Source organism: Thermosipho globiformans (assembly GCF_003990895.1).
Taxonomy (GTDB): domain Bacteria; phylum Thermotogota; class Thermotogae; order Thermotogales; family Fervidobacteriaceae; genus Thermosipho; species Thermosipho japonicus.
Map to the genome: position 1 here is coordinate 1 of NZ_BHXD01000004.1, position 13462 is coordinate 13462.

12 protein-coding genes and 1 CRISPR repeat array are annotated in these 13462 nt (G+C 32.6%); all 12 genes read left to right on the forward strand.

Features of this window, described 5'->3' with window-relative positions:
- The first annotated feature begins 114 nt into the window (after window positions 1-114).
- Window positions 115-1055: a CRISPR direct-repeat array (repeat unit 30 nt; unit sequence GTTTTCATTCCTCATAGGTAGATTCTAAAC).
- A 609-nt stretch (window positions 1056-1664) separates the two neighbouring features.
- The 12 genes from EO083_RS04130 (at window position 1665) to EO083_RS04185 (ending at window position 13462) form a co-directional block, all read left to right on the forward strand.
- Window positions 1665-2171, forward strand: coding sequence for a transcription repressor NadR (locus tag EO083_RS04130; protein WP_126992924.1), 507 nt, complete (start codon window positions 1665-1667; stop codon window positions 2169-2171).
- The gene (locus EO083_RS04135; protein ID WP_126992925.1) at window positions 2168-3436 is read left to right on the forward strand and encodes an MFS transporter; all 1269 of its coding nucleotides are present in this window, start codon (window positions 2168-2170) and stop codon (window positions 3434-3436) included. Before EO083_RS04130 ends, EO083_RS04135 begins: the two co-directional genes overlap by 4 nt.
- A 136-nt stretch (window positions 3437-3572) precedes the next feature.
- Window positions 3573-4586 (forward strand): heat-inducible transcriptional repressor HrcA, encoded by a 1014-nt coding sequence (gene hrcA / locus EO083_RS04140; RefSeq protein ID WP_241229965.1) that lies wholly within the window; start codon window positions 3573-3575, stop codon window positions 4584-4586.
- Window positions 4587-4600: 14 nt separating this feature from the next.
- Window positions 4601-5185, forward strand: coding sequence for a nucleotide exchange factor GrpE (locus tag EO083_RS04145; protein ID WP_126992927.1), 585 nt, complete (start codon window positions 4601-4603; stop codon window positions 5183-5185).
- Between the two features lie 5 nt (window positions 5186-5190).
- Window positions 5191-6327, forward strand: a complete 1137-nt coding sequence (gene dnaJ, locus EO083_RS04150; RefSeq protein ID WP_126992928.1) for a molecular chaperone DnaJ — start codon at window positions 5191-5193, stop codon at window positions 6325-6327.
- Complete coding sequence (gene nadE / locus EO083_RS04155) at window positions 6311-7186, forward strand: NAD(+) synthase (RefSeq protein WP_126992929.1); 876 nt, start codon at window positions 6311-6313, stop codon at window positions 7184-7186. Before dnaJ ends, nadE begins: the two co-directional genes overlap by 17 nt.
- Window positions 7167-8399: a glycerate kinase type-2 family protein gene (locus EO083_RS04160; protein ID WP_126992930.1), complete on the forward strand. Its 1233-nt coding sequence runs from the start codon at window positions 7167-7169 to the stop codon at window positions 8397-8399. The genes nadE and EO083_RS04160 overlap by 20 nt, the downstream gene beginning before the upstream one ends.
- A 4-nt stretch (window positions 8400-8403) precedes the next feature.
- The gene (locus tag EO083_RS04165) at window positions 8404-9363 is read left to right on the forward strand and encodes a 2-hydroxyacid dehydrogenase (protein WP_126992931.1); all 960 of its coding nucleotides are present in this window, start codon (window positions 8404-8406) and stop codon (window positions 9361-9363) included.
- A 35-nt stretch (window positions 9364-9398) separates the two neighbouring features.
- Window positions 9399-10478, forward strand: a complete 1080-nt coding sequence (locus EO083_RS04170; protein WP_126992932.1) for an NAD/NADP octopine/nopaline dehydrogenase family protein — start codon at window positions 9399-9401, stop codon at window positions 10476-10478.
- 1 nt (window position 10479) lies between these two features.
- The gene (locus EO083_RS04175; RefSeq protein ID WP_126992933.1) at window positions 10480-12120 is read left to right on the forward strand and encodes a cobalamin-dependent protein; all 1641 of its coding nucleotides are present in this window, start codon (window positions 10480-10482) and stop codon (window positions 12118-12120) included.
- Window positions 12117-13055, forward strand: a complete 939-nt coding sequence (locus tag EO083_RS04180) for a D-alanine--D-alanine ligase family protein (RefSeq protein ID WP_126992934.1) — start codon at window positions 12117-12119, stop codon at window positions 13053-13055. Before EO083_RS04175 ends, EO083_RS04180 begins: the two co-directional genes overlap by 4 nt.
- A complete protein-coding gene (locus tag EO083_RS04185; protein WP_126992935.1) occupies window positions 13052-13462 on the forward strand; it encodes a secondary thiamine-phosphate synthase enzyme YjbQ in 411 nt (136 codons plus the stop codon). Before EO083_RS04180 ends, EO083_RS04185 begins: the two co-directional genes overlap by 4 nt.

Below are 13462 nucleotides of genomic sequence, written 5' to 3' on the forward strand. Positions count from 1 at the left end.
TCAGCAGAAAACTTTCTTCTCATACTTTTCACTCCCCCTCGTGAAAAATTATACTCTCTCTTTTTTCTCTGTCCAATTTTTCAGGGGAGCAGTATAAATGTTTATCAGAATGGAGTTTTCATTTCTCATAGGTAGATTCTAAACACGAGTCAAAGCCAACGGAACTTAATTATGCCAATTCTAGTTTTCATTCCTCATAGGTAGATTCTAAACTCTTTAGTGGAGACCGATTAAGGCCTCTTCTTTTTTTTGTTTTCATTCCTCATAGGTAGATTCTAAACAGCTAAGAGTGCAGCAAGACGTCTCAAGCTACATTTTTGTTTTCATTCCTCATAGGTAGATTCTAAACATGATGAAAAGGCTTATTGAATTAGAGGAAAAAGTTTTCATTCCTCATAGGTAGATTCTAAACCAAAATCGAAGAAATTGACAAGCACCAAGATGAAATCATGTTTTCATTCCTCATAGGTAGATTCTAAACGAAAACAAATTGAAGAATTTCTAGAAACTTTAGTGGAGGCCGATTGTTTTCATTCCTCATAGGTAGATTCTAAACCAAGGTTCGAAGCGGGCACCCGCTTGAACCTGAAAGGATACAGGGTTTTCATTCCTCATAGGTAGATTCTAAACGAGGGTTCGAGCCCCTCGGTGGGTTTAGAAAGCCCAATTATGGGTTTTCATTCCTCATAGGTAGATTCTAAACATGAAATTTTGGAGCACGGAATGGGCAGAAGCCGAAGGGAAGTGTTTTCATTCCTCATAGGTAGATTCTAAACTTTAGATGTTGATGATTTTGACAACGATCAATTAATGTTTTCATTCCTCATAGGTAGATTCTAAACCAGGGTTTTACTTTTGATTGGATTTGATCTGTGGGGCGCTTGTTTTCATTCCTCATAGGTAGATTCTAAACTAATTTAAAAGCTAATTTAGGTATTCCCATATTAGGGAGGGTTTTCATTCCTCATAGGTAGATTCTAAACGCATTTATAAAATTGGACGATTACAGTTTCGCGAAGATTTGTGTTTTCATTCCTCATAGGTAGATTCTAAACCCTATAAATATCCTCATAAATAAATATAACAGGAAAAAGTAACAAAACCATTGAGTAGAAGTAAACGGTAAGTTAAATCTAGAATTTATGAGCTTTCATTTAATTTCATTTTCGGAAACATCTCCTAAAAATTTGTCTAATTTTAATCTGTTAACATAAAAGTTACAAATATAAAAACAGGAAACTAGTAAAAAAGAGTTTTTTCGAAATTAGTTACAAAAGCGTTAATATGACGTTTTATCTTAAAATATTTTTTGTGATTTTTGATTGTTAATAATAAATTTTTGTTTTGTTAATATAATTTTTCTAATGTTATTTAGTGGTCCAGCCAAGATAGTTTGAGATCGGGTAAAAAATTGCTTTTATGATACAAGAATTAGCAGCAAGATAAATAAGATAATATATAGGTTTATGTAAATCAAAAGAAAACATGATAAAAATTTATATATGATTTTTGTATATCATTTAAAAATGGAAGTAGATGCACTCTCGACATGTAAAAAAAAATAATTAGTTGTTTTTCAAAAGTTTTAATATTTTTATGTATGCTTTATACAATTCAATTGACATCTGCTGTAAATTTTTGTAAACTTGTATTGAGGTGATGATATGAAAGAAAGATTAAAAAAGATATTAAGTATATTGGAAAATTCAAGTAAACCAGTTAAAGGAAGGGATTTGGCCGAAATTTTAAAAGTAAGTAGACAAGTTATCGTTCAGGATATATCTGTGTTAAAGACAAAAGGATATAAGATTTATTCGACGCGGGAAGGATATATTTTAGAAAAGAAGAAAGATGTGGTAAGAAAGATGGTTGCGGTAAAACATAGTGAAGATGAAATATATGATGAGCTGTTAAGAATTGTTAGAGCCGGTGGGAAGGTAATTGATGTTATTGTTGAGCATCCTCTATATGGTGAAATAAAGGGGAGGCTTGATATAGAAACTATGGATGATATCTCAAAATTTATGGCATTGATGGAGAGTTCTAATGCTACTCCTTTATTAAAATTGTCTGGAGGAGTTCATATACATACTATTGAAGCACCCAACAAAAAAATAATGAATGATGTTTTGGATGCAATAAGTAAATATTTATTGGGGGTGGAAAAATGAAGATAGATCAAGTGGTTGATTTAATTGTCTCAAAGAAAGAACAAAAAAATTTGTTGATTTTAACTTCGATTCTTTGGATAATCGGATCAGCAGGTGTAATGGTAATGCCATTTGTTGTTCCAAACCTTATTTCTGAGTGGAATTTAACAACAGTACAAGCAAGTAGTTTAATTAGCTCGGTTTTTATTGGTATGTTATTAGGTGCATTATTTTCGGGGATTATACTAGACTATTTTGGAAGAAAAACTGGTGTAATATTTTATTTGCTTGTTACTGTAATATTTACTGTTTTATTTGGTTTTTCAAAATCTTTTGGTAATGCGTATGTATTTAGACTTCTTTCTGGCTTTGGATATGGAGGTTTGCTACCCTCAGTTAATACTTATCTGTCAGAGTATACATCTATTAGACTTAGAGGAAGATATTTAGTGTTATTAGAGGCAAGTTGGGCTGTTGGTAGCATTTTAATAGCGCTTTTTGCAGTTACATTGGGGGAAAAATTAGGCTGGAGATGGGATTTTTATATTTTTTCACTTGGAATTTTTGCTTTAATCCCATTTTTTAGAAAAAAAGATACACCAAAGTATATATTTGAAAAAAGAGGGATAGAGGGTTTAAAAAAGATTTTTGACAAAGTACCTGAAAATATTGAAGAGATAGAAAAAGTGAAGGTAACTTTCAGTGGACTTTTTAGAAAAGAACATATAAAACAAACTATTTTAGTTATTGTATCTTGGTTTGTGGTTAGTTTTATATATTATGCATTATTTTCATGGGCACCAAAGATATTTATTGCAAGTTTAAGGATAACTATAACAAAGGCAAAATGGTATACATTCTTTGTCTATCTTGCACAGCTTCCAGGATATCTTTCTGTTGCTTATTTGATTGAAAAGTGGGGACGTAAAAAAACTCTTGCGACATATTTCATGGGTATGGGTTTATCTTCTTTCCTTTTGTTACTCGCAACTGGCAATTTGAGCTTTCTGTTTATAGTATTGGTTCTTTCATTTTTCACTTTGGGAGTTTGGGGACTTGTGTACGCATATACTCCCGAGCTGTTTCCAACTTCGTTTAGAGGAACTGCAAATGGTGTTGCAGGTGCAACTGCAAGAATAGCAGGAATTATTGCACCATACTTTACCGGTTATTTTGTTGACAAATCTATAGTTGCGGCCCTTTCGTTTGTTTCTTTATTTGCAATATTTGCAGCAGTTATAACTCTTGTATTGGGAGTAGAGACAAAAGATAAAGCAGTAAATTAAATATAGGTAATATTTTTAAAAATTTGGGCTCCAAATATGGAGCCTTTATTTTATTTGACTGTAAAATCGTTTTGTGATATACTATTATCAGACAAAAAGATAGAGTGATAAGATAGCTGATAAGTGGGGTGAGAAAATGAAAGAATTGTCTACAAGACAAGAGCAGATTTTATATTGTCTTGTAAGAGAATATGTAAAATCTGGAGCCCCGGTAAGTTCTCAAAAGATTTTAGAGTCTACAAATCTTGAGTGGAGTGGTGCAACTGTAAGAAATGATATGAGGAAGTTAGATTATCTTGGATACGTATTTCAGCCACATACTTCTGCGGGAAGAGTTCCGACAGATAAAGGTTTAAGATTTTACGTAAATGAAATATTAAAACTTAGAAAAGAAACAAAAAAATCAGGAAGTTCTATGGATGTCAGTATAGATTTTCCAATAGGTGACTTGGATAAGATTATTCAAGGTGCCGCAAAGCTACTTGCGACTACAGTTAAAGCTTTCGTTATAATTGAAAAACCTAATCCTATGTATTTAAGAATTCGAAGAGTTGTTTTAACACCGGTAACTAAAAACTTTTCCATTGTTAATATAATTACCGAGCTTGGACTTACATCAGTCCTTCCAATTCAGCATTCAGAAATTTACAATATCCAAGAAATTGAAGAATTTTTAAACAAAAGCCTTGATGGAATTTTGCTTAGTGAATTTAGGGCTAAGCTGAAAGAGGTTGTTGAAAGATTTTCATGGGTTGGAGGAAGGTTGAAGGAATTTATTGAACTTTCAGAAAAGATAGCTTCTGAAAAGTATGAAGAATATATAACAGAGGGTGTTTTTAATCTTGTTAATGCAAAAAGATTCGATGAAGACAAATTAAAAGAGATTGTTAGATTTTCAACGAATGAAGAATATTATTCTAAGATTTTTGAACTTGGAGAAGGAGTATTCATTGGAAAAGAGCATAATATTAAAAACTTCGAGCAATATTCAATTTTGATAATGCCTTACTTTGTCTTTAACAGAGAAGTTGGAAAAATAGCTGTTATTTTTGATAAATTTAGTGATTACAACAGAGTATTCGATAGCGTGGAATATGTTGTGAATAGATTAACTGAATACTTTACTGTTGTTGCAAGAAATGTTGAATAATGGAGGTGGAAGATATGGAAAAAAAGGAAATTAAAAAAGAAAAAATGATTGAAAATGAAAAAGTTGAAAATGTTAAAGAGGATGCTAATAAAGAAAAGAAAGAAAAGGAAAAAGATTTAGAGAAAATAATTGATGAACAATCAAAAAAGATTGAAGAACTTGAAAACCAGTTAAAAGAATTTGAAAATTACGCTAGAATTTTAAAATCTCAATTTGAAAATTATAAAAAAGATGTTACAAGGGAAAAGGAACAAATTTCTATTTCAACAATTGGTAGAATTGTTGAAAAATTAGTTCCTATAATTGATGATTTTAAAAGGGCATTTAAAAATGTTGATGATGAGACTAAGAAAACACAATTTTTCAAAGGAATGGAAATTATATACAAAAACTTATTTAAAATACTAGAAGGACTTGGTTTGCAGGAAATTAAAGTTGGAGATAAATTCGACCCGTTTGAGCATGAGGCTGTAGAAAGAGTTGAGGATGAAGAAAAAGAAGAATATTCAATTGTTGAAATTGTAGAAGATGGTTACAAATTCAATGGACGAGTTCTAAAACCTGTGAAGGTGAAGGTCTCGATTAAGCCTAGGAGGTGAACTATATGGCCAAAAAAGACTATTATGAGATTCTAGGTGTTTCAAGAAATGCGTCTCAAGAAGAAATAAGGCAGGCATATAAACAATTAATAAAAAAATGGCATCCAGATAGAAATCATCAAAATAGAAAAGAAGCGGAAGAAAAATTTAAAGAAATACAAGAAGCATACGAAGTTCTTTCTGATCCTGAAAAAAGAGCAATGTACGATAGGTTCGGATATGTAGGTGATGTCCCACCAAACGCTGGTAGTGGAGGCGGTTTTGGTGGCTTTGGTGGTTTTGGTGGTTTTGAAGATATATTCAAAGACTTTGGTGATTTTATTAATAACGATATATTTAACATATTCTTTGGTGATCAAAGAACATCTTCAAGACAAAAACAAAGAAGAGCAAAACGCGGGGAAGATATAAATATAACCGTTGATGTACCTTTTGAACAGGTATTTACAGGAACAACTATTCCAATTGAATACGATAGATATGAGGTATGTAATCATTGTAATGGTGAAGGGGTAGAGCCAGGAAGTGGATGGGTAAGCTGTCCGAAATGTCATGGAACAGGGGTAGTTAGAGAAGAAAGAAGAACGTTTCTGGGAGTTATTGTAAACCAATACACATGTAATCAATGTGGTGGTACAGGAAAGATACCTGGAGAGACATGTCATGTATGTGGTGGCAGTGGAAGAATAAGAAAAAGACATAGAGTGGAAGTAAAAATTCCAGCTGGAGTTGACAACGGAACCGTTATTAGAGTTCAAGGCAAAGGTAATGCTGGGTATAACGGTGGTGGATATGGCGATTTATATGTAAATGTAAGAATTACAGGACATATTGACTTTGAAAGGCGTGGGAATGATTTAATTAAAGAGATAAAAATAGATTATGTCGAAGCGATACTTGGAACCAAAGTGAAAATTAAGATGCCAGATGGTAGAGTTAAAGAAGTTAAGATTCCATCTGGAGTTCAAGATGGAGAAAACATTTATGTATATGGAGAAGGAGTACCAGATATGAGAACGGGAAGAAGAGGAGATTTGATTTTAAAGGTCAAAGTAGAAATTCCAAAAAGAGTATCTCGCTCTGAGAAAAAGTTATTAAAGGAAATTGCAAAATTGAGGGGAAAGGATGTTTACGACGAATAGTGAAAAGATTGTTAATTTTTTAAGAAAGACAGTTGCACAATACAATTTTAGAGGAGTAGTTCTTGGAGTTAGTGGGGGACTTGATTCTGCTGTAGTTTTAGCACTTCTTGTAAAAGCGTTTGATAGAAATAAGATAAAGTGTTTTATTTTACCTGAAAGAGATAGTCCTAAAGATTCAGTAAAAGATGCAGTTCTTGTTTGCAAACACTTTGGGGTTGAATATGAAATAAAGAATATTACAAAAATTCTTCGAGGACTTGGGATATACAAGTATTATCCACCAGTATTTTTTGTGCCATGGAAGGTAAAAGAAAATTTTGCAAAGAAAAGATGGCAAAAGTATAAAGAAAAAGGCAATCCTTTTGAATTTGATATAGAAGGAATTGAAGATGAAGAGTTTTTAAAAGGTATAAGCTACTATAGGGCAAAACATAGAGTGAGAATGGTTTATCTATATAAAGAGGCAGAAAGAAGAAATTACGCTGTTGTTGGAACTACTAATAAAACAGAATTTTTAACAGGATTGTATGTAAAGTGGGGAGATGATTCAACAGATATTGAACCAATTTTGCATCTTTATAAAACTCAGGTATACGAGCTTGCAAAAGAATTGAATGTTCCTGAAAAAATAATTATGAAACCAGCTTCACCAGATTTAATTCCAGGACTTAGCGATGAGGAAATATTTGGGCTTGATTATTCTACTCTTGATAGGATATTAGATAAGCTATTAAATAACAAAAATTTGGATGATGAAGATCCTGAAAAGGTTAAACTAGTTAAGAGGCTTTATCAAATTGGAAAAAAGAGGAATTCATTAAGAAATATAAGTATGGTAGATGATTCATATGGAGCTTAAAACTTTAGCCAAAAAGCTGATTTTTGATACTTTAGATGATATCCAACCTGAAAAACTAGTAAAAGAAAAGTTAAAAGAGCTAAGGGTTGATAAGAAAGTATATGTTCTTTCAATTGGAAAAGCAGCATGGAAGATGGCAAAGGCTGCAAATAATGTATTGGATATAGAGTATGGAATAGTTATAACAAAATATGGATATAATTTTGGAAATATTGAAAATTTTGATATATTTGAAGCAGGACACCCCCTACCAGATGAAAACTCACTTTCTGCTACAAAATTTGCCGTTGAAAAATTTTCAAAATTATCAAAAGATGATATCCTATTGTTTCTAATATCTGGTGGAGGTTCATCTACTTTTGAGCTATTGCAAGATGGACTTTCATTGGATGATTTAAAAGATGTAACGACGCAGCTATTAAAAAGTGGTGCAGATATTAAGGAGATAAATACTATTCGCTCAAGACTTTCAAAGGTAAAAGGTGGAAGGTTTTTAAATTTTGTTAGATCAAAGGTAATTACATTAGTTTTATCAGATGTACTTGAAAATGATTTAAGATACATTGCATCCGGTCCAACTTATGAAACATGTAGTAGCTTTGAAGATGTTGACAAAATAATTAAAAAGTACAAATTAGATTTTAATGAAAATATAATTAATGCTTTAAAAAAAGATGTAAAAGTCAACAGGCAAATTGATGTAGAGCATTACATAATTGGAAGTATTGATATAGCATGTGATATTCTAGAGAAACATGCAAGAAAGTATAATTTAAACACACTTGTTTTAACTACAAGACTTGATTGTGAGGCAAAAGAAGCCGGAAAATTTATTGCAAGTATAGCAAAAAGTAGTAAATTAAAAACACCATATTGTATTATTTTTGGTGGAGAAACGGTTGTAAAGGTAAAAGGGAATGGAAAAGGTGGTAGAAATCAAGAGCTGTGTTATTCAGCAGCACTTGAAATAGAAAATATGAAAGATGTTGTCATTGCAAGTGTTGGAACAGATGGAACGGACGGTCCAACAGATGCTGCAGGTGCAATTGTTGATGGTGAAACTATCTCAAAGGTCAGAAAATTTTCGGATGATCCATATGAATTTCTTTTAAATAACGATACCTATAATGCCTTAAAACTTTCTGGAGATCTTCTAATAACTGGGCCAACGGGAACTAATTTAAATGATATAGGATTTATACTCAAGGGGTGATAATGTGAAGGCACTTGTTTTAACAAAGATAACTGATTATTTTAGAAAAAAGATGGAAGAATTTAATGAGATTGATTGGTATACTCCAAAAGATATAGATAATGTCCTAGAAGATGTAGAAATAATAATTACTGGACATTTAAGTGAAGAGCAAGTAGATAAAGCAAAAAATTTAAAAGCTATTTTTATTCCTTGGACCGGTGCAGATAAACTTCCGTGGAAAAAGATAAAAGAAAGAAATATAATTGTTTCAAATTCACACGGTAACGGAAAAATGGTAGCTGAACGTGCGCTATCTTTATCCCTTGCCCTTCTTGGAAGAATAGTAGAATTTCACAGCGACCTTGAAAAGGGAATATGGCATGGATTTGCTGTAGGATTTAAAGAAGAGGATTATTGGTACTCGCTTCAAGGAAGAAAAGTAGCGATACTTGGAACTGGAGTTATTGGAAGACATCTTGCAAAGCTTTTAAAAGGTTTTGATTGTCATATAACAGGTTTTAAAAGAAGCAAAGAACAAATAGCAGGATTTGATAGGATTGTAACTTCAATAGAAGAAGCAATATCAGATGCACAGGTAATATATCTTGCACTACCTTTGACTGAAAAGACTTACAAAATTATCGATGAAAATATGCTTGAAAAAATGAGAGGAAAGTTTTTAATAAATGTTGGAAGAGGAGAATTGATAGATGAATATGCGCTTTTTAAGGTGCTTGAAGATAAGATATTAAGAGGTTTTGCATCTGATGTCTGGTATAAGTATCCTTCAAAAGATGAGCAAGTTGTCTTACCTTTTAATTTCCCATTTCATATGTTCAAAAATGTTGTTTTTTCTCCGCACGTTGGAGGATTTACAATAGAGGGTCAGCGAGGAAGAATAGATGATCTATTTGAAAATATAGAATCATTCCTGAAAAAAGGCTTTCCAAAAACAGTTGTAGATCCTGAATTGATGTATTAATTGTTAAAGTGAATTTATATTTAGGGGGGATAAAAATGAACATCACAGTTATTGGAGCAGGAAACGGAGGACTTGCTCTAGCTGGTTTTTTAGCTATGAGGGGATTTGCTGTTACTTTATATAACAGAAGCTTAAAAAGAATTTCATCCTTTATCAAATCTAGGGTTATAAAATTGGAAGGTGAAATTACTGGTAGCGTAAAAATAAAGAATGTTACAAATAACTTGGAAGAAGCTTTAAAAGATGCAGAATTAGTAATGATCGTTGTTCCTGCTTTTGCACATGCAGATATTGCAGAAAAAGTTTCAAAATATGTAAAAGATGGTCAAATTTTTATCTTAAATCCAGGTAGAACGTTTGGTGCACTTGAATTTTATAACATATTTAAAAAGAATCAGGTAGATAAAGATGTTATAATAGCAGAAACTCAGACCTTTCTTTTTGCCTCTAGAACTTCCAATCCTGGAGTTTCTCACATATTTAGGGTTAAAAATGCTGTTCCAATTTCTGCGATTCCATCGACAAAGAATGAAAAATTGAAGAAGGTTATTGAAGATATAGTCCCCGAGTTTCAGGTAGTGGATTCTATAATTTATACTAGTTTTAATAACATTGGTGCGGTTTTTCATCCAGCAACCCTTATTCTTAACTCTGGACGGGTTGAAAGCACGTTTGGAAAGTTTGAATTTTATCTTGAAGGAATTACTCCTTCAGTTGCAAGGGTTCTAGAAAAGATAGATGCTGAAAGGTGTTCTGTTGCAAGAACGCTTGGAATTGAGCCAATGACGGCAAAAGATTGGTTAAATTATGCATACGATGTTTTGGGTAATAATTTGTATGAAGCTATACATAACAATGCTGGCTATCAAGGAATTATAGCACCACCGAGTCTTCAAAATAGATATATATTTGAAGATGTTCCTATGAGTCTTGTTCCAATATCTGAAATGGCAAAAAAATTAGGTATAAATACTCCTGCGATAGATTCGATTATTTACCTATCTTCAATAATGATGGGACGTGATTTTTATAGAGAAGGTAGAACCTTGGAACGTTTAGGAATTAGTAAATTAAGCCTTGATGAGATAAAGAATCTGATATACAAGGGGGTGTGAAATGGTGAAGAAAATTTTAGGTGGTTCAATAGGCAGCTGTGTACATGTTGCTGGGGTCTTGAATTTTTTAAAGCTTGCAGAAAAAGAAGGCTATAAGTCAATTTACCTTGGCGGGGCAGTTCCTTTAGAGAAATTTGTTGGTGCAATTGTAGAGAGTGATCCTGATATAGTTGCTATTTCATATAGACTTGATCCAAAAGCACTTGAAAAGCTTTTAAATGAGTTTTATAAAATGATAAAAGAAAAGAATTTACTTGATAAGGTTTACATATTTGGTGGAACAGTTGAAACGGCAGCTGTTGCAAGAAAATTTGAGTTTATTTCCAAAGTTTTTGATGGCTCAGAAGACATAGATGAAGTTATTTTGTGGCTCAGGAATGCAAAGAACGATAAAGGCCAAAAAGAAATACCTCCACAATTTTTACCTGAGAGGATAATTTACAAAAGACCTTATCCTCTTATTAGGCATCATATAGGGCTTGCAAGCCTTGAAGAAACGGAAAAACATATAAGAATTCTTGCAGAATCTGGCCTGCTTGATATTATTTCACTTGCACCTGACCAAAATTGTCAGCAGTATTTTTTTGAACCTGAAAAGATGGATAGAAAACAAGACGGTGCTGGTGGGGCACCAATTAGAACGAAAGAAGATTTTATTAGACTCTATAATGCCTCAAGAACAGGCAATTACCCACTAATGAGATGTTATTCTGGGACAAGAAATTTGGTTGAATTTTCTAAATTGCTTAAAGAAACGATTAATAACGCATGGGCAGCTATACCTTTAACATGGTATTCCGATCTTGATAGAAGATCCGATAGACCTTTACTTGATGCCATAAGAGAAAATCAAGAAGCGATAAAATGGAATGCTAAAAATAATGTCTCAGTAGAAATAAATGAAGCTCACCAATGGTCATTGAGGTATGCACATGATGCAATGGAAGTTGCAACGTTTTATCTTGCAGCATACAATGCCAAAAAGTTAGGAGTAAGACATTATGTTGCACAATATATGTTGAGTACACCACCAGGTCTTTCACCAAAATTTGATCTTGCAAAGCAGATTGCAAAAAAGCAATTAGTTGAAGCTTTGGAGGATGAAACCTTTACTTCGTATACTATGATAAGAACTGGACTTTTATCATTCCCTGCTGATGAATATTCTGCAATGGGACAGCTTGTAAGCACCATGTTTTATGGAATGTATTTAAAGCCTGACATAATTCATGTGGTTTCTTATTCAGAAGCAATAAGGCGTGCTACCAGCAAAGAAATCATAGAAAGTATAAAAATGGTAAAACAGGCGATGAGGAACGCAATGAATGGCCTTCCCGATTTTCTGGAAGACAAATCGATTAGAAATAGAGTAGAAGTGCTAAAGAATGAAGCTATGATGATAATTGATGCAATTAAGCAAATTGGAAAAGGATTTGATGATCCTTTAATAGAACCTGAAGTAATATATAATGCAGTAAAGCTTGGAATTTTAGATGCTCCAGGATTAAAAGGTATGTCAGTTGCAAGAGGAAGGTTTGAAACACAAATTATAGATGGAGCATGTTATGCGGTGGATGAAAATGGTAAAATACTTACTGAAGAAAAGAGGTTGAATATTATAAGAAAGGAGGCGGGAATGTGAAGATAGCAATTGTTTGCGATAAGAATATCAACGATGAAGAAAAGAAAATGGTTGAGGCAGTAAAAAATGCAGTGTCTAAAAAATATGAATGTGAAGTAGTACAATTTGATGAGAATTTTATCAATAAAATAAAAGGTTTTGATTTTGTGTTTAATCTATCAAATAAGGGTGGAAAAGAAACAATACAAGTTCATGTTCCTGCTCTCCTAGATTTGTTAAATATACCATACACTTCTTCAAACGCATATTCACATTCATTGTGCCTTGATAAGATAACTACTAAGATAATTATGCAGCATTATAATATCCCAACACCAAGATTTTATGTATATGATATGGGACAAATTCCAGAAAAAATAGATAATGGTACCTTTATAGTAAAGCCACCACGTGAAGGAAGTGCACGTGGCATTTCAAAAGATAGCGTGGTTAACAATTTAAAAGATCTACAAAAAATGGTAAAGTATATACATGGAGAGTTTAAACAACCAGCACTTGTAGAAGAATTTATTGATGGTACAGAGTTAAGTGTTGGTATAATAGGAAATGGAGATAAATTGGAAGTTTTGCCAATTTTGGAGATAGATTTTTCGACCCTGCCAGAAGGACTTGAAAGATTTTATTCTTACAATGTAAAGCATAATTATGGTGAGATGACTAATTATATATGTCCTGCAAGAATTTCAAATGATGTAAAGGAAAAACTTGAATTTTATGCCAAAAAGCTTTTTAGAGTATTAAATCTTAGAGATTATGCAAGAATGGATGTTAGAGTTAGAGGCAATGAGATATACTTCTTGGAAGTTAATTCAGCTCCTCAGCTTGTTCCAGTATATTCAGATATAACAAAAATGGCAAAAGCTGCAGGATATGAATATGATGATTTAATTTCGAAAATTTTAGAAATATCAATGGAAAGGTGGGGACTTAAATGAAGAGTTATACAGAATATCTCTGGTTTAATACTAAAAGAAGGAAAGAACTAATTAGGATTACAGATACTATTGAGGAGATTGTTAAAAAAAGCGGTATAAAAGAGGGACTTTGTCTTGTATCGGCAATGCATATAACTGCTGGTATAATTGTAAATGATGATGAGTCAGGTTTGCACAAAGATATATGGGAGTGGCTTGAAAAACTCGCGCCAGTTGGAGATTATAACCACCATTGGACAGGTGAAGATAATGGAGATGCGCATTTAAAAAGAATTTTGACACACCATCAGGTAGTATTACCTGTCACAAATGGGAAACTTGATCTTGGACCTTGGGAGCAAATCTTTTACGCCGAATATGATGGACAGAGAAGAAAAAGAGTAGTTGTGAAGGTTATTGGTGAATAA